Source organism: Kitasatospora sp. NPDC048298, from assembly GCF_043201465.1.
Classification (GTDB): domain Bacteria; phylum Actinomycetota; class Actinomycetes; order Streptomycetales; family Streptomycetaceae; genus Kitasatospora.
Genome location: NZ_JBICYZ010000003.1, coordinates 134,263 through 150,214, shown reverse-complemented (window position 1 = coordinate 150,214; position 15,952 = coordinate 134,263). Strand labels below are relative to the sequence as shown.

Sequence of the window (15,952 nt, the reverse complement as noted above, 5' to 3'; positions counted from 1 at the left end):
CCGCGACCCGCCCCGCCTACAGCCGCGAGCCGCCGGTGGCGTCGACCACCCGCCCGGTCATCCACCGCGCGTCGTCCGAGGCGATGAACGCGACGATGTCCGCGATGTCCTCCGGCGCCCCGACCCGGCCGAGCGCGGCGAGCGAGGCCGCCTGGGCCCTCGCCTCCGGATCGCGCAGCCACTCCGCGTTGAGGTCGGTGTCGATGATCCCGGGCGCCACGGAGTTGACGGTGATCCCGCGCGGCCCGAGCTGCTGGGCGAGGTTGAGCGAGAAGGTGTCCAGCGCCCCCTTGGTGGCGCCGTAGGCCATGATCTCCGGCATGGCGAGCCGGGCCAGGCCGCTGGAGACGTTGATGATCCGGCCGCCGTCGCGCAGCCGCTCCAGCCCGTGCTTGACGATGAAGAACGGCGCGCGGACGTTGACCGCGAAGACCTCGTCGAACTCCTCCTCGGTCAGGCCGGCGAGGTCGGAGCTGCGCCCGATCCCGGCGTTGTTCACGATGATGTCGACGCCCCCGGCGGGCGCGTGCTCGCCGATCCGCGCGTCGAAGGCCTCCCACAGCGCGACGGCGTCGCCGCGTCGCCCGAGCGCGGCGGGCAGCGCGAAGGCCCGCCCGCCGTCCGCGCGGATGCCCGCCACCACCTCCTCCGCCGCCGCCACGTCCCGGGCGTAGCCGACGGCGACGGTGGCGCCGTCCCGCCCGAGCCGGCGGGCGATGGCCCGGCCGATCCCCCTGCTGGCACCCGTGACCAGCGCCGTCCTGCCCTGAAGCCTGTCCTCGCCCATGTCGAGCCCCCCTGCTGCCCCGAATAATTGTTGAGCGACCGCTCAAAAAAGAAGCTAGCACACATTTCTTGAGTGGGTGCTCTAAAATTCGGCGCATGGCAGAGGAGCACACGGCGACAGCGGCGTCCGGAGGCGGGACGACGGGCCCCACGCCACCCCCGCGGCGCGGCCGCCCGCCGGCCTTCGATCGCGCCGAGGCGCTCGCCGCGGCCACCCGGCTGTTCTGGCAGCTCGGCTACGAGGCCACCTCGGTCAGCGACCTCACCACCGCCATGGGCATCCGCCCCGGCAGCCTCTACGCGGCCTTCGGCGACAAGCGGTCGCTGTTCGAGGAGGTGGTCCGCGAGTACGGGCACTCCCCCGTCGGCGCGTTCGCGACCGTCGCCCTCGCGGAGGAGCCCACCGCGTACGGCGCCTTCGCCCGCATCCTGCGCGAGGCCGCCGCCGTCTACGCCGACCCGTCGCATCCGGCGGGCTGCCTGGTGATCTCCGCGGCCACCAACGTCACCCCGCAGGACGTCGGCATCCAGGACCAGCTGCGCGAGCGGCGCAACGGGAACCTGCGGACCTTCGAGGAGCGGCTGCGCCGAGCGCGGCAGGACGGCGAACTGCCGCCCGAGGCCGACCCGAAGGCCCTGGCCGGCTACTTCGGCGCGGTCCTCCAGGGCATGTCCCAGCAGGCCAGGGACGGCGCCACCGCCGCCGACCTGGCCCGCACCGCCGAACTCGCCCTGCGCGCCTGGCCCTGAGCCGCGACCGCGCACCCGCCCCGGCCCGTTCGGCCCGGTGATCAGGACTCCCCACCGCCCCCGGTACGGTGGACGCCAGGATTCCGACAGGGACCAGGTCGACATCGCCGAGGGACGGGAGCGGACCCGATGGACACAGAGGTGGCGCAGACGACGGAGGTCCGGGCGTTCCTGGACGGCGATGTCGGACGGCTGGTGCTGAACCGTCCACGGGCGCTCAACTCGCTGACCCACGGCATGGTCACCGCCCTGCGCGCCACCCTGGACGACTGGGCCGCGGACGACCGGATACGCGCCGTCGTGCTGACCGGCGCGGGCGAGCGCGGCCTGTGCGCGGGCGGCGACATCCGCGCGATGCACGACGACGCCAAGGCGGGCGGGGCCGGCACCCGGGCGTTCTTTCGCGACGAGTACCGGCTGAACGCGCTGATCGCCCGCTACCCGAAGCCGTACGTCGCGGTGATGGACGGCATCACCATGGGCGGGGGCGTCGGCGTGTCCGCCCACGGCGCGGTGCGGATCGTCACCGAGCGTTCCACCGTCGCGATGCCCGAGACCCGGATCGGCATCGCCCCGGACGTCGGCGGCAGTCGGCTGCTGGCCCACGCCCCGGGCGAGTTGGGCACCCACCTCGGTCTCACCGCGGCCGCGATGGGCCCGGGCGACGCCCTGCTGTGCGGGTTCGCGGACCACTTCGTGCCCTCGTCGCGCATCGCGGACCTGCTGGACGCCCTGGGCCGGAGCACCGCCGCGGCGACCGGGAGCGGCACCGCCGAGGTGGCGGCCGTCGTCGCCGCGCACGCCGAGCCCGCTCCGCCCGCCGCACTGGCCGACCAGCGCGCCTGGATCGACGCCTGCTACGCGGCCGACACGGTCGAGGAGATCGTCGAACGGCTGCTGAACTCCGGTGTCCCGGAGGCGAAGGAGGCCGCGGAAGCCGTCCTGTCGAACTCCCCCACCGCCGTCAAGACCACCCTGGCCGCGCTGCGCCGCGCCCGCACGCTCCCCTCGCTGGAGGCCGTGCTCGACCAGGAGTACCGGATCTCCTGCGCCGTGCTGGAGGGCCACGACATGGTCGAGGGCATCCGGGCACAGGTGATCGACAAGGACCGCAACCCCCGCTGGCGGCCCGGCACGCTCGCCGAGGTGACGGAGGCGGACGTCGCCCGCATCCTCGCCCCGCGCGAGGGCGACGAACTGGGCCTGGCCTGACCCCGGCCCTCCGCCGCCCGCGCACCTGGAGCCCGCCGTGAACCACCGGGTCCCGCCATCGACCCCGGCCGGGGACGCCACCCGCTGTCCCGGGTACCGCTGGGCGAGCAGGTGCGCGAACTGCTGCCGAAGGGCCTGCCGAACGGCCGTCGGCAACCCGGGGAGCGGATCGTCGAGCGGTGCCTGGCGGCCGAGTTGAACGCCGGTCAGGCGCCGCTCCGCGAGGCGCTGCGCGCGCTCCAGACCCTCGGACTGCTCGACGCCTAGCCCAACCGGGGTGTGCGGGTGCGTGGGATCGGCCCGGCCGAGCTGCGCGAGGTCTGGCAGGATGGCGGGGGCCGCGGCCGCGGGCGACGCGCTCGGTCAGGCCCGGCACGGGGTGGCATCCACCGCGAGATCGTGGCCGCCTCCGGCGACGGGACGCTGTTGCGGAGCCGGGAGAGCCTCGGGGTCGAGGTGTGGACGGTGCCGTCGCTGCACCACGTCCGGCCGGAGCTGCACGAGAACGCCTCCGACCACCGCCCGCTGATCGAGAGCGGCTGCCCGTGTCCCGTACGGCGGGCCGCGGAGCGCCACGGCGTCCGCTTCTGACGGCACGCGCACACCCCTCCACCGACTGGTGACCGGCGTCTCGCATACCAAGACTGGCGCGAGGCGGGGCGCGTCGTAGATCGTTGGGTGGTCAGGCGCGCCCACGGGCGCCGAGCAGCGGAAATGGGAGTCGACGGCGATGACCGAGACCTACGAGACGATCCTGGTCGAGCGCAAGGGGCGGGTGGGGCTGATCACGCTCAACCGGCCCAAGGCGCTCAACGCGCTCAACACCCGACTCATGAACGAGGTGGTCGCCGCCGCGACCGCCTTCGACCGGGACCCGGAGATCGGCTGTCTGGTGATCACCGGCTCGGAGAAGGCCTTCGCGGCCGGCGCCGACATCAAGGAGATGCAGGGCAACCGCTTCCCGGACGTCTACCTGGACGACTGGCTGGGCCCGTGGGACCGGCTCGGTGCTCTGCGCAAGCCGGTGATCGCGGCGGTGGCCGGGTTCGCGCTGGGCGGCGGCTGCGAGCTGGCGATGCTGTGCGACATCCTGCTGGCGGCGGACACCGCGAAGTTCGGGCAGCCGGAGATCAAGCTCGGCGTGATCCCGGGCATCGGCGGCTCGCAGCGGCTGACCCGGGCGGTCGGCAAGGCGAAGGCCATGGAACTGTGCCTGACCGGCCGGATGATGGGCGCCGAGGAGGCCGAGCGGGCCGGCCTGGTCTCCCGGATCGTCCCGGCGGACCAGCTGCTGTCCGAGGCGCTGGCCACCGCCGAGACGGTCGCGGCGATGTCCGCCCCGGCGGCGATCATGATGAAGGAGAGCGTCAACCGCGCCTTCGAGACCACGCTCGCCGAGGGCGTGCGCTTCGAGCGCCGGCTCTTCCACGCGGCCTTCGCCACGGCGGACCAGAAGGAGGGCATGGCGGCCTTCGCCGAGAAGCGCCCGCCGGAGTTCCAGAACCGCTGACGGCGAGGGGCGGCCGCGGGGAGCGGCCGGGGGCGGCCGGGGGCGGCCGGGGGCGGCCGGGGAGCGCAAGGGGCGGGTGACGGACGGATGACGGATGACAGCTGACAGATTTCAGATGTTGAAATCTGTCAGCTGAACTCCGTCCGCTGACAGCTGTCGGCTGTCATCCGTCCGCCGGCCCCCGCCTTCGTCGCCGTCGCCGCGCTCAGTCCTCCTCCACCGCCACCGTGTTCAGCCGGGCCAGTCCGCTGCGGGTGGCGGCAACGACGATCTGGTCACCCGGGGCGAGCCGCCGGGTGCGGTCGGGGAAGTTCCACTGCAGCTGCCCGCCATGGGCGAAGCGCACGGCGATCACCCGGACGCCGCCCGGGTCCTCCAGGTCGTGCCGGTTGAGCCCGATCAGCCCGCTGCCGTCCTCCACCTTCAGCTCGGCGATCAGCAGCACGTGCCGGAGCACCGACAGCGTCCCGCGCACCTCGCGTCCCATCAGCGCCGCTGCGAAGGCGGGCGCGGCCAGGTAGGACACCGACCGGGAGGCCGCGTTGTCCAGCGTCTTGTAGAAGTGGCCGGCGAAGTCGTCCTCGAACAGCCGCACCACCACCCGGATCTCGGGGTTGCCGTGGCGCGCCTCCAGGGCCGCCTCCAGGTTGGTGGCGTCGTCCCCGCTGACCGCGACCAGCGCCCGGCTGTGCTTCAGCCGGGCCCGGCGCAGCTGCTGCTCGAACGGCCCGTCGCCCATCACCACCGGGATGCCGAGCGCCCGTACGGCGGCGATGCCGCGCGCCTGCGGGTCCCGTTCCATGCAGACCACCGGCACGCCCATGTCGTGCAGTTGGGCCGCGACCCGGGTGCCGACGTTGCCGAGGCCGACGACGATCACGTGGTCCCGGGTGCCCGCCCCGGGGTTGCGCGGCTGTCCGCGCCGACCGGAGCCCAGCACCTCGACCGCGATGGCGGTGGCGACCGGCGCGAAGGTGATCCCGCAGATGGTGATCACCACCTGGGCGACCCGCTGCCAGAACCCGCCGGTGCCCGTCCCGGCGGAGATGTCGGCGAGCTGGTCCGGCTGGGCGGCGCCGGCCAGGTCGAGCAGCGCGATGTAGACGGTCCAGCCGAAGTTCCGGTTGAGGTACCAGAGCACGCCGAAGGCCAGCAGCACCGCCACGAGGGCGGTGAGCAGCACCAGCCGCATCCGGGCGCTGGTGAAGAAGCGCATGGTGTCGAGCAGCCGCCAGCGCAGCCGTCGCATCCAGTCGATCGGCTCCCGGGGTTCGATCCGCAGCACCTGGAGCGCCGCCCGGCCGCCCGGTTCCGGCGCCGCGGCGGGGTCGTCCGTCGGCGCCGGTTCGCGCCGTACGCCACCGGGCCGGATCGGCCCGTCGCCTCCGAACTCGCTGGCGAGACGGACGAATTCGGCCGAGTCGCCCTGCTGTTCGGGCAGCAGCCGGATCCTGCCGAGGTCCTGCCGGTCGATCTGGTCGGCGACCACGCAGATCCGGTCGGAGGTGATGTCGTCGTCGAACGCGATGTGCAGGTAACGCCCTTCGATCTCCACCGAGTTGGGCCGGTCGAGCGCCGCGGAGGCGAAGGCCGGAGCGGCGGTGGCGGAACCGGAGAGCGCGGCACCGTTCTTGAGCAGTCGTTCGATGTTCTCACCGAGGCGCTGGTTGAACATCCGGAACACGATGCGGATGTCCGGATTGTGGTTCTGGGCGCTGAGCGCGGCGTGGATGTTCTCCTGGTCGCTCCCTTCGACCAGGGCGAGACCGCGCGCGGTGCCGATGGACACCGCGCGCAGTGCCTCCTCGGTGACGCTGGCGTACTCCACGACCGCGGCGACGCCCGCGAGTTGCTCGATCTGCGGCGCGTGGTCGCGGGTTCGGTCGGCGACCAGGACGACGACCGGGACCTCATAGTGCTCGACGAGTTCCAGGACCAGCCGGTGTGCCAGCGCGTTGCCCCCGCAGACGATGTAGTGCTGACTGATCGGCTCGACCGGAGGGGTCCCCCACCCTTCAGAAGTCATACCGACAGACAATATCTACGGAAAGTGTCCGGGGGATGACGTTCCGGCGACCGAGGCGGATCCCCCGAACGGCCGTATCCGGCGCGCGGTCCGACCGTGGCGGCGGAGAGGCTGGGGTACGTTCCCTGCCCGCCAGCCGGCCGACCCGACCCGACCTGCCCGCCCTGCGTCACCCGACCAACGTGTCACCCGACCAGCACGGTGCCCGTCACGCGTCACCCGTCGCCCGGCGTCAGCCCGAGGAGGACACCACCGTGGCCCCTCCGATCGTCACCCCCGACGGCACCCCGGTCCAGGGTCCGCTCGGACTACTCGCCAAGGCCGCCTGGCAGGTCCTGCTGGTCGCCGGGCTCGTCTCCCTCGCCCTCGGGATCGTGGTCTTCGCCTGGCCCCGGGAGACGCTCCTGGTGGTGGGCGTGCTGTTCGGCGTCTACCTGCTGGTGATCGGCATCGTGCAGCTGGTCGCCGCCTTCGGCACCCACACCACCACCGCGCTACGGGTGCTGGCCTTCATCAGCGGTGCGATCTGCGTCCTGCTGGGGCTGCTCTGCTTCCGCAGCGCGGCGCAGTCGCTGCTGCTGCTCGCGCTCTGGATCGGGATCGGCTGGCTGTTCCGCGGCATCACCCAGATCGCCGCCGCGATCTCCGACCCGCTGATGCCCGCCCGCGGCTGGCAGGCCTTCGCGGGCGTGGCCAACACCCTGGCCGGCGTGCTGCTGATGGTGTGGCCCACCGGGTCGATCACCGCACTGGCCGTGCTGGCCGGGTGCTGGCTGGTGATCCTCGGCCTGATCGAGATCGTGACGGCGTTCCAGGTCCGCCACCGGGCCAAGGAGATCCCGTCGGGGGTCTGACCGCACACACCGGTGCGCCGGGGCCGTGTCCCACGGGGGCACGGCCCCGGCGCCGGGCGGAGCGGCTCAGGGGTGCGGAGCGGCTCAGGGGTGCGGGTGCGGGGCGTAGCCAATCCGGAAGGTCGCGGCCTCCAGCCGGTGCGGGTCGAGCCGGACGTCGGTGAGCCGCTCGGCAAGCGCAAACGCGGCCTCGGTGTGCAGTTTGAACTCCTGCGACTCCAGCTGGAAGCCGCAGTCGGCCAGCAGCTGGGGGATGCCCGGGGCCTCGGCATCCGAGCCGTTCCGCTGGTCGGGGAAGAGCGGCTCGAAGTGGAGGCGCTGGATGCCGTGCTCCCACCAGTGGAACTTGTCCACCGCGTTGACGTTGCGGAAGTGCGAGACCAGCCGGACGCCCGCACCGAGCCGGGCGATCACCTCGTGCAGGCAGCCGAGGTAGCCGTTCGGCTCGATGGCGACGGCCCAGCCGTCGAGTTCGGTGACGGCGACGAACAGCCGGTCGTCTTCGCCTTCACCCCCACCGTCCTCCTCGCCCCCACAGTCCTCCTCGTCCTCGTCCTCGCCGTCCTCGCCGTCCTCGAAGGCACACCAGGCCTCGATCGCCGCGTCCAGCCCGGTCACCTCCCCGCCGGGCACCGCGTCGAAGCGGCGCAGCAGTTCCTCGGCGGAGATCCCCTGGACCTCGGTGAGGCAGTAGGCCTCCCGCAGGACGGGATAGTGCTGCCCGAACCAGGTGTAGTCGGTGGCGTGTGCGGTCATGACGGCGATGCTGCCAGACGCCTCGGACAGTGTTCGCCCGCGGCCGTCAGAGCCAGACCGGCTCGTCCGTCCCCCAGCGCCCGGGCGGGCGCGACCAGTCGGCGGGAGCCCCCTCGTACCCGATCGGCGGCAGGGCGTGGCGCAGCCGCCCGTACGCGGAGTCGGTCTCGGCGAGCCACCGGGAGGGGTCGTACGGCTCGGGCGAGGCGGTGTGCGGTGCTTCCGGTTCGATGCCGTGGAGCAGCCAGGAGGCCGTGCCGGCGAGGGAGAAGCGCAGGTGGCGGCCGCCGGGGCGGCGGGTGCGCTGGTCGACGAGGGAGCGCAGGACGCCGGCGGCGATGAGGTAGCCGGTGCCGTGGTCGAGGGCCTGGGCGGGCAGCACGCCGGGACGGCCGTCGGGGTCGGGCCCGGCGGCATCGTCGACGGCCTCGTGGGCGGCGATGCCGACGCCCACCTGGACCAGGCTGTCGAAGCCACGCCGTCCCGCCCAGGGGCCGGTCCAGCCCCAGGCGCAGAGCTGGGCGAGGACCAGGTCCGGGCGGCGGGCGAACAGCGCCTCGGGGCTGAGGCCGTGGGCGGCGAGGGCGCCGGGGCGGTAGCCGGTGACGACGACGTCGGCGGTGGCGAGCAGGTCCTCGAAGACGGCGCGGTCGGCCGGCGTGGCGAGGTCGAGGCGGGTGGAGCGCTTGCCGAAGCCGGTGTCGGCGTGGGCGTCATCGGCCTCGGGCAGCCGTGGCGAGTCGACGCGCAGGACGTCGGCGCCGAGCAGGGCGAGGGTGCGGGTGGCGACCGGTCCGGCGATCACCCGGGTGAGGTCGAGGACCCGGATCCCGGCGGCGGGCCGGTCCAGCGGGGCCGTGCCGAGCGGGCGGGCCGGTACGGCCCCTGCCGTGGTCCCGACCCCGGCGGTGGCTTCGACCTCCAGATGCTCCACGAGGGGGTGCACGGTCGGGCTCACCGGCGCGACGGCCACCGCGAGCGCTCCCGCCTCGTACGCGCGCTCCTGGATCCGCTCGGCCGGCAGCCTGCCGAGCACCTCGGCGAGCTGCTCGGGCCCGGCGTCGGCGGCGAGGCCGAGGGCGGAGAGCAGCCGGGTGCGGTGGTGCGGGTAGTTGGCGTGGGTGCGCACCCAGCCGTCGGCGGTGCGCCAGAAGCCGGAGTGCGGGGCGAAGGTGACGGGCGTGCGGCCGTCGACCGTCAGGTGCCGCTCGCTGACGAAGGCGGTGGCGACCGCCCCCTGGTCCACCCGGACGGCGGGGACGGGTGCGCCGGTGCGGTGGGCCGCGAGTTCGGCGGCGGCCAGCGAGCAGACGGCCACGGTGGTCCGGGCGAGCCGGCGCACCGGGAGACCGGAGGGCAGGACGTCCTCCGGTCCGCGGAAGGCCACCCGCGCCAACAGCTCGGGCGGTCCGCCGAGAGCCGCCCAGGCGTGGGCGGTCGGGCGGTCGACGGACCCGGTGGTTCCGGCCGCTCCGGCGGCTCCGGTCGTTCCGGCAGGTCCGGTCGTTCCGGTGGTTCCAGGCACTCCGGCGGTTCCGGTCGCTCCGGTCGCTCCGGTCGCTCCGGTCGCTCCGGCGGTTCCCTCTGGCAACGGACGATCAGTCATGCCGGGAATTGTGCTCCCGTTCTCAGGCGGTCGCCGTGACGCCCGCCACCAGCATCAGCAGCACCGCCGAGACCACGGTCATCCGGCGGGCCGCCCGCGGGCTGCCGCCGAAGCGGCCGCCGAGCCGCCCGCTGGCGTGCGCGACCAGCCCGTACACCACGGCGCAGGCCAGCACGTTGAGCGAGCCGAGCGCGAGCACCTGCCCGCCGACCGGCAGCGCGGCGTCCGGGTCGACGAACTGCGGCACCAGGGAGAGGTAGAGCAGCAGGCCCTTGGGGTTGAGCAGCGCGGTCAGCATGCTCTGGCGCAGCACCGTCGCGGTGGGCTGTGGCTTGGGCTCGGCCAGGGCGGAGGAGCCCCCGCCCCTGCGCAGCGCCAGCAGCATCATGACGGCCAGCACCAGCAGGTACGCGGCGCCGGTGAGGCGCAGTACGGGCAGGGCGGCCGGGACGGCGCGCAGCGCGGCGGCGAGGCCGGCGCTGGACAGCAGGGTGTGGACGGCGTACCCGGCGCAGACCCCGCCGACCGCGGTCAGCGCGGCACGGCGTCCCTGGCCGAGGCCGCGGGCGGCGATGTAGAGCCAGTCGGGGCCCGGGGTGCAGACCAGCAGGAGGTCGACTCCGAGGAAGAGGAGGAGGGCGTGGGTGTCCATGGGCGTGGGCGTGGCCTGTCGTGCTCGTCGCGGTTCGGCCCGGCGGTCGGCCGGTGCGGTCACTGAAGGTAGCCGGATCGGGCTGGCACGCGATGGCGACTTCGCGCTGGTAGGAGCGGTGTTTTGGCAGAATGTTGCGCCATGGACCGAATCGACCGCAGAATCCTCCGCGAGCTCCAGCAGGACGGGCGCCTGACCAACGCCGAGCTGGCCTCCCGGGTGGACCTCACCCCCTCCCCCTGCCTGCGCAGGGTCCGCCAGCTGGAGCAGGACGGAGTGATCCGCGGCTACCGGGCGATGCTGGACGGCGCGGCGGTCGGGCGCGGCTTCCAGCCCTTCGTCACGATCACCATGCGTCACGAGGATCAGGTGACGGTCGCCGAGTTCGAGCGCCGGGTGGCCGAGCTGCCGGAGGTGGTGGAAGCGCACCGGCTCTTCGGCGAGCCGGACTACCTGCTGCGGATCGCGGTGGCCGACATAGCCTCGTACGAGCGCTTCATCACCGACGTGCTGTCCGGTCTGCCGGGCATCGCGCAGGTCAACTCCCACCTGACGATGAAGCAGGTGAAGGCCGACCGGGGGCTGCCGGTCGGCGGGTAGGGTGCGAACCGGGGGCCCGTGCGGCCGCACGTACGGGGCCGAGCGACGCACTGCGACATGGGGGCTGAATTGCGCGTGATCCGCCGTCTCGACCTGGGGTACATCGTCCGGCCGGCCGCCGAGGTGGGCGGCCCGGAGCCGCGCGTGGAGCCGGTGCTCGCGTACCTGGTCCGGCGCCCGGAGGGGCTGCTGCTGTTCGACACCGGGATCGGCGGCGGTGAGCCGGAGACCGAGGCGCACTACCGCCCGGTCCGCCGACCGCTGCCGGAGGCGCTCGCCGCGGCCGGGGTCTCCGTCGCCGACATCGACCTGGTAGTCAACTGCCACCTGCACTTCGACCACTGCGGCGGGAACCCGCTGTTCGCCGGCACGCCCGTCCTGGTCCAGGCGGGCGAGCTGGCCGCCGCCCGGCGCGGCGGGTACACCATCGACGCGCTGGTCGACTTCCCCGGCGCCGAGTACCGCGAGCTCGACGGCGAGGCCGAGGTCTGGCCCGGCGTCCGGGTGCTGCCCACCCCCGGCCACACCGGGGGCCACCAGTCGCTGCTGGTCGACCGCCCGGGCAGCGGGCCGGTCCTGCTGGCCGGGCAGGCGTACGACTTCGCCTCCGAGTACGGGCAGGCGGTGCTGGCCCGGCGGGCGGCCCGCGACGGCGTGGCCGCGCCGCTGCCCGGGTACCGGGCCTGGCTCGACCGGATGGCGGAGCACGCGCCACACCGGGTGCTGTTCGCACACGACCACGCCGTCTGCGAGCCGACCGACTAGCGGCGGCTTCGTCCTGCCCGGGGCTCGGAACGACGTCGTGCTGCTCTGAGCTCCGAACGGCTTCGTCCTGATCGGCGCCCGGAGCGGCTTCGTCCCGCCCGCCGAACCTCAGAAGGTGAAGCGCAGCGAGCGGACCCGGTGGTCGAAGCTGGACGGGACGATCTGCGGCTCGCCGACCGACCGCACCTCGGGCAGGCGGGTGAAGAGCTCGCGGAACAGCGCCGTCATCTCCTGCCGGGCCAGGTGCGCGCCGAGGCAGTAGTGCGGGCCCCCGCCGCCGAAGCCGAGGTGGGAGTTGGGCGTGCGGGTGAGGTCGAAGGCGTCCGGCTCGGGGAACACCTCCTCGTCACGGTTGGCCGAGCCGTAGAACAGCGCGACCTTCTCGCCCGCGCGCAGCAGCGGGCCGCCGGGGCCGCCCAGCTCGTGGTCGACGGCGAGGGTCCGGTTGAACTGGATGATCGGCGCGGCGTGGCGGACGATCTCGTCCACCGCGCCTTCGAGCCGCCCGTCGAGGTCCTCGAGCAGCAGGGCGCGCTGCTCGGGATGGACGGTCAGCAGGTGCAGGCCGTGGGCCAGCGCGTTGCGGGTGGTCTCGACCCCGGCGACCAGCAGCAGGCTGAAGAAGGCGCCCAGCTCCCGACCGGTGAGCCGGCGGCCGTCCACGTCCGCCGTGACCAGCGCGGAGATCAGGTCGTCCTCCGGCCGGCGGCGGCGCCGGCGGCCGATCCGGGCGACGATGCCCTGCATCCGGGCCAGCGCCCGCAGTCCGCGCCCGGGCACCCGGAGCCGACGGCGCAGCGGGCGGGCCACACCGATGTCCTCGGAGCTGCGGTTGACCAGGTCGAGGATGACGCGGCGCTGCCGCTCCGGGATGCCCATCATGGTGCAGATCACCTGGAACGGGAGCTCGGCGGCGACCGCGGCCACGAAGTCCTCCGGCCGTTCCCGCTCGATCCGGTCGACCAGCTCGCTGCTGATCCGTCGGACGTCCTCCTCGACCCGGTCGAGCAGCCGCGGGGTGAACGCGCGCGAGACGATCCGGCGCAGCTGGGCGTGACGGGGGTCGTCCAGGTTGACCATCGAGTCGCCGAACAGCAGCCGGACCCAGCGCGCCGGGACCGGGGTGGTCACGCCGGGGCCGCTGAGGAAGACAGCGGGGGTGCGGCTGGCCTCGACCACGTCGGCGTGGCGGACCAGTGCGTGGAAGCCCCGGCCGGTGGCGCGGTCGCCGAAGAACACCGGGGCGGGGCGGCTGCGCAGCTCGGCGAAGGCGGCGGCGCGGGCGGGGGCGGGCAGCTGCCAGAAACGGGGGTCGGCGAGGTCGGCGCCCTCGGGCGGGGCGGGGGCCTCCTCCGGGTTCGCGGACGCGAGCGCGGCGGACGGGTCGGCTGTGTCGGCGGGGGCAGCCGCGTCGGCGGCTGGCTCGGCCGCGTCGGCAGGATCCGTGGACTCGGCCTCGTCGGCGGGGGCAGCCGCGTCGGCGGGCACGGTGGACTCGGGTGAGTCGGCCTGCTCTGCGGGCTCGGCCGACTCCTTGGCTTCGACCGTCTCCGCGGCGTCGGTCGTCCCGGCGGCATCGGCCGTCCCGGCGGCTTCGGTCGTCCCGACAGGGTCGGCCGACCCGGCGGCCCCGACAGTTGCGGCCGGTTCGGCGGCCACGGCCCGCTCCCCGCGGTCCGCCGCTTCGACCGGGGCCTTCGCCTGTTCCGGGACCTTCGCCCGCTGCGGGACGGTCGGCTCCGCGGGGGCAGCGGACTCGGCACTGTCGGCAATGGGCGCCGAGGCATCCGTTGTATCCGTCGGGGTCTCCAAGACCGGACCTCCCTGCTTGCTGGACGGCATCGTTCACATACACACCGTGCTGGACTGAGCACATTAAGTGAGCATGGGGATACGTGCTGTCAAACCGTCCCGATGGTCGTACGAGCAGCTGTTCGGTTCAGCCTGCCGAGCCGACGGGCCGGGCCTGGCCGTGGTCGGGCGGAGTCGCGGACGGGGTCGCGGACGGGTCGCGGACGGGTCGCGGGGCGGCGGCCGGGCATGGTCTCACGGCATAGAACCAGCCATCACCGGAGGGTGCGGTACGGACCGGGCAGGGCGGGTGCGACGATGAGTGCCATCGTGATGACCGACCGGATCCGCCTGCTGCGCGCCGTGGTCTTCGCCGCGCTGTGCGTGGCGATGGCCGCCACCGCGCACGTCGCCATGGCCGGATCCGGGGTCTCGCCGACGGCACTGGCCGGCGGCTTCGGGGCGGTCCTCGGACTGACCTGGCTGCTCGCCGGGAAGCGGCGCGGGCTCGGAGTGATCAGCCTCTGGATGGTCGTGGCGCAAACCGCGCTGCACCAGCTGTTCGAACAGGCCGGGGCGATCTCCCGAGGAGGCGGCAGTCTGGGCCGGCTCGCCACCACGGACTGGGCCGCGCTTCTGCTCTGCAATCCCGACCGGGCGCCCGGCGGGCTCTCCCCGGTCGAACTGGCGCGGATGGCGGGCATCGACCCGGACGTCCCACCAACCGCCGGCAGCCTGCGGCCGACGGCGGTGCCGCGCCACGGAGCCCCCGGGGCCACGGGCACGGACACCGACCTGCCAGGGATGACCGGGATGGCCGGGATGCCGGGGATGCCCGACGGGCAGCACGTGATGCCCGACGGCACGTTCCACGGCGCCGGGTCGTACGGCCCGGCGCAGGATCTGGTGAGCACGCCCGCGCACGGACCGGCGCACGACATGGCGCACGGGATGTCCCACGGCATGTCGCCGGGGATGACCGCCGCCCACGTGCTCGCCGCGCTGGCGTGTGCGCTCCTGCTCTGGCGCGGTGACGCGGCGCTGGTCCGGCTCTTCGAGCTGCTCGGCGCGCTCGGCGCTGTGGTCGCAGGGGCTCTGCTGCTCCCGCTGCTGGCGCTCTTCGCGCACCCCTTCGGCTACCGGGCCCCGGCTCCGCCGCGCCCGGCCGACGACCGGGCCCGGCCACCCCGCTCGGTGCTGCTGACGCATGCCGTGGTCCGGCGCGGGCCGCCGGCGTTCGCCCTCGCCTGCTGACGCGCCCGCCGCTCCCTCTTCCCGCTCCCGGCCGCTTCCGGTCGCCGGAAAACTCTCGCGACGGGCAGGTCGCCCTGCCGTACGGCCGCGCCTCGTGCCGTCGTGCCGCCAGGGTGCGGGCCCGCGTCCGCCGCCGTGCCTCCCCAGGGGACCCGGCGCGCCGCGCGGCTGCCCATGGACGCCGACGGTGCCGCGCTGCGCGGCACCGCTCCCCGCCTTCCCCTCGGGACCTTCCATGCCTGACTTCCACGGCGGACCGGCTGCGGCCGGCGCCACCGTCCCGCCCTTGCCGCTCCCCCGGGCTCGCCGGCCTCGCCGACCGCGCCTACTGCTCGGCGATCTGCGGGCCGTCCGGAGCGCGACCTCCCGGCCGGTCCTCGCCCAGCCGGGCCAGCAGTCGGGCCGACCACTCGGGCGAGGGGCCGTCGCCGGTGCCCGCCCGTACCCGACCGCGCAGCCGTTCGGCCCGGTCCAGCCACTCCCGGCAGCCGGCACAGCGCGCGACGTGCTTGTCCAGCCGGATCTCCGACAGGCCGCCCGGTTCGCCGTCGAGCCGGGCGGACAGAGCCGTACGAAACTGCGCGCATCTCATAGGACCATCGTCCCGCATGGCCGTGGCGCCGGGACCAGCCAGGTGGGGGGCCACCGTGGATGACGAACAGCTCACCGCCCTGGCGCTGACCGCCCGCTCCGGACGGGCGGCGGACGTCGAGGCCTTCGTCCGGGCGACCCAGCGGGACGTCTGGCGCTTCGTCGCCCACCTGACGGACGTGCAGTCCGCCGACGACCTCGCGCAGGAGACCTTCCTGCGCGCACTGCGCGGCCTGCCCGCGTTCGCGGGGCGCTCCTCGGCCCGTACGTGGCTGCTGTCGATCGCCCGGCGCACGGTGATCGACCGGTACCGGATGGCCGCCGCCCGGCCGCGTTGCGCCGCGCTGCCGGACTGGCAGGAGGCGGCGGAGCGGCAGATCGGCGTGCCGACGGCCGGGTTCGAGGACGGCATCGCGCTCGGCGACCTGCTCGACCGGGTGCCCGCCCAGCGGCGGGAGGCCTTCGTGCTGACGCAGGTGGTCGGCCTGAGCTACGCCGAGGCGGCCGAGGTCGCCGGCTGTCCCGTCGGGACCGTCCGCTCCCGGGTCGCCCGGGCGCGGGAGGAACTGGTGGCGCGCCTGCGCGCCGCCGAGGCCGGGGAGCTCGCGACCGCCTGCTGAGCGGGGACCGACGGAGAACAGATGGCAGATGGCAGATAACAGATGACAACTTTCGAAATCTGTTATCTGTCATCTGTTCGCTGAAAGCCGTCGGCTGTCGACCCCCGGGGAAGAAATCCCCCAAGTGTTCGGAACTGGAGCCCCCGCGCCACCGACTGCTGTACCGGACCCCGCCGCCG

General features: G+C 74.2%; 17 protein-coding genes. 10 read left to right on the top strand and 7 right to left on the bottom strand.

Annotation, left to right across the window (positions count from 1 at the left end):
• Positions 1 to 16 precede the first annotated feature (16 nt).
• Entirely contained in the window at positions 17 to 787 is a 771-nt protein-coding gene (locus ACGF0D_RS03575; protein WP_392913822.1) for an SDR family oxidoreductase, read from the bottom strand.
• 95 nt (positions 788 to 882) lie between these two features.
• Between ACGF0D_RS03575 and ACGF0D_RS03570 the strand changes: the two genes are divergently transcribed.
• The 5 genes from ACGF0D_RS03570 to ACGF0D_RS03550 all read left to right on the top strand — a co-directional run bounded on the left by ACGF0D_RS03570 (position 883) and on the right by ACGF0D_RS03550 (position 4,258).
• The gene (locus ACGF0D_RS03570; protein ID WP_392913821.1) at positions 883 to 1,536 is read left to right on the top strand and encodes a TetR/AcrR family transcriptional regulator; all 654 of its coding nucleotides are present in this window, start codon (positions 883 to 885) and stop codon (positions 1,534 to 1,536) included.
• Between the two features lie 129 nt (positions 1,537 to 1,665).
• Positions 1,666 to 2,748 carry an enoyl-CoA hydratase/isomerase family protein gene (locus ACGF0D_RS03565; RefSeq protein ID WP_392913820.1) on the top strand — a complete coding sequence of 361 codons (1,083 nt, stop codon included), beginning with the start codon at positions 1,666 to 1,668 and terminating at the stop codon, positions 2,746 to 2,748.
• Positions 2,749 to 2,859: 111 nt separating this feature from the next.
• Complete coding sequence (locus tag ACGF0D_RS03560; protein ID WP_392913819.1) at positions 2,860 to 3,015, top strand: GntR family transcriptional regulator; 156 nt, start codon at positions 2,860 to 2,862, stop codon at positions 3,013 to 3,015.
• A 132-nt stretch (positions 3,016 to 3,147) separates the two neighbouring features.
• Positions 3,148 to 3,339 carry a hypothetical protein gene (locus ACGF0D_RS03555; RefSeq protein ID WP_392913818.1) on the top strand — a complete coding sequence of 64 codons (192 nt, stop codon included), beginning with the start codon at positions 3,148 to 3,150 and terminating at the stop codon, positions 3,337 to 3,339.
• A gap of 139 nt (positions 3,340 to 3,478) precedes the next feature.
• Positions 3,479 to 4,258 carry an enoyl-CoA hydratase gene (locus ACGF0D_RS03550; RefSeq protein ID WP_392913817.1) on the top strand — a complete coding sequence of 260 codons (780 nt, stop codon included), beginning with the start codon at positions 3,479 to 3,481 and terminating at the stop codon, positions 4,256 to 4,258.
• A gap of 205 nt (positions 4,259 to 4,463) precedes the next feature.
• On the opposite strand, the gene ACGF0D_RS03545 is transcribed toward ACGF0D_RS03550, so the two are convergent.
• A complete protein-coding gene (locus tag ACGF0D_RS03545) occupies positions 4,464 to 6,284 on the bottom strand; it encodes an NAD-binding protein (protein WP_392913816.1) in 1,821 nt (606 codons plus the stop codon).
• Between the two features lie 254 nt (positions 6,285 to 6,538).
• Between ACGF0D_RS03545 and ACGF0D_RS03540 the strand changes: the two genes are divergently transcribed.
• On the top strand, positions 6,539 to 7,138 hold the full coding sequence (locus ACGF0D_RS03540; protein ID WP_392913815.1) for an HdeD family acid-resistance protein: 600 nt from the start codon (positions 6,539 to 6,541) through the stop codon (positions 7,136 to 7,138).
• 84 nt (positions 7,139 to 7,222) lie between these two features.
• On the opposite strand, the gene ACGF0D_RS03535 is transcribed toward ACGF0D_RS03540, so the two are convergent.
• The 3 genes from ACGF0D_RS03535 to ACGF0D_RS03525 form a co-directional block, all read right to left on the bottom strand.
• On the bottom strand, positions 7,223 to 7,894 hold the full coding sequence (locus ACGF0D_RS03535; protein WP_392913814.1) for a DUF6461 domain-containing protein: 672 nt from the start codon (positions 7,892 to 7,894) through the stop codon (positions 7,223 to 7,225).
• Positions 7,895 to 7,940: 46 nt separating this feature from the next.
• The gene (locus tag ACGF0D_RS03530) at positions 7,941 to 9,419 is read right to left on the bottom strand and encodes a CoA transferase (protein ID WP_392913813.1); all 1,479 of its coding nucleotides are present in this window, start codon (positions 9,417 to 9,419) and stop codon (positions 7,941 to 7,943) included.
• A gap of 103 nt (positions 9,420 to 9,522) precedes the next feature.
• Positions 9,523 to 10,152 carry a LysE family translocator gene (locus ACGF0D_RS03525; protein WP_392872105.1) on the bottom strand — a complete coding sequence of 210 codons (630 nt, stop codon included), beginning with the start codon at positions 10,150 to 10,152 and terminating at the stop codon, positions 9,523 to 9,525.
• Positions 10,153 to 10,293: 141 nt separating this feature from the next.
• Between ACGF0D_RS03525 and ACGF0D_RS03520 the strand changes: the two genes are divergently transcribed.
• Together ACGF0D_RS03520 and ACGF0D_RS03515 are read left to right on the top strand one after the other, a co-directional pair.
• Entirely contained in the window at positions 10,294 to 10,752 is a 459-nt protein-coding gene (locus ACGF0D_RS03520; RefSeq protein WP_392913812.1) for an Lrp/AsnC family transcriptional regulator, read from the top strand.
• Between the two features lie 57 nt (positions 10,753 to 10,809).
• The gene (locus tag ACGF0D_RS03515; protein ID WP_392872111.1) at positions 10,810 to 11,517 is read left to right on the top strand and encodes an N-acyl homoserine lactonase family protein; all 708 of its coding nucleotides are present in this window, start codon (positions 10,810 to 10,812) and stop codon (positions 11,515 to 11,517) included.
• 108 nt (positions 11,518 to 11,625) lie between these two features.
• On the opposite strand, the gene ACGF0D_RS03510 is transcribed toward ACGF0D_RS03515, so the two are convergent.
• Positions 11,626 to 12,813, bottom strand: a complete 1,188-nt coding sequence (locus tag ACGF0D_RS03510) for a cytochrome P450 (RefSeq protein WP_392913932.1) — start codon at positions 12,811 to 12,813, stop codon at positions 11,626 to 11,628.
• 813 nt (positions 12,814 to 13,626) lie between these two features.
• On the opposite strand from ACGF0D_RS03510, the gene ACGF0D_RS03505 reads away from it, so the two are divergent.
• Positions 13,627 to 14,562 carry a hypothetical protein gene (locus tag ACGF0D_RS03505; protein WP_392913811.1) on the top strand — a complete coding sequence of 312 codons (936 nt, stop codon included), beginning with the start codon at positions 13,627 to 13,629 and terminating at the stop codon, positions 14,560 to 14,562.
• 325 nt (positions 14,563 to 14,887) lie between these two features.
• On the opposite strand, the gene ACGF0D_RS03500 is transcribed toward ACGF0D_RS03505, so the two are convergent.
• Complete coding sequence (locus ACGF0D_RS03500; RefSeq protein WP_392913810.1) at positions 14,888 to 15,154, bottom strand: zf-HC2 domain-containing protein; 267 nt, start codon at positions 15,152 to 15,154, stop codon at positions 14,888 to 14,890.
• 16 nt (positions 15,155 to 15,170) lie between these two features.
• Here ACGF0D_RS03500 and ACGF0D_RS03495 point away from each other — a divergent pair, with 16 nt between their 5' ends.
• The gene (locus ACGF0D_RS03495) at positions 15,171 to 15,773 is read left to right on the top strand and encodes a sigma-70 family RNA polymerase sigma factor (RefSeq protein WP_392913809.1); all 603 of its coding nucleotides are present in this window, start codon (positions 15,171 to 15,173) and stop codon (positions 15,771 to 15,773) included.
• Positions 15,774 to 15,952 lie beyond the last annotated feature (179 nt).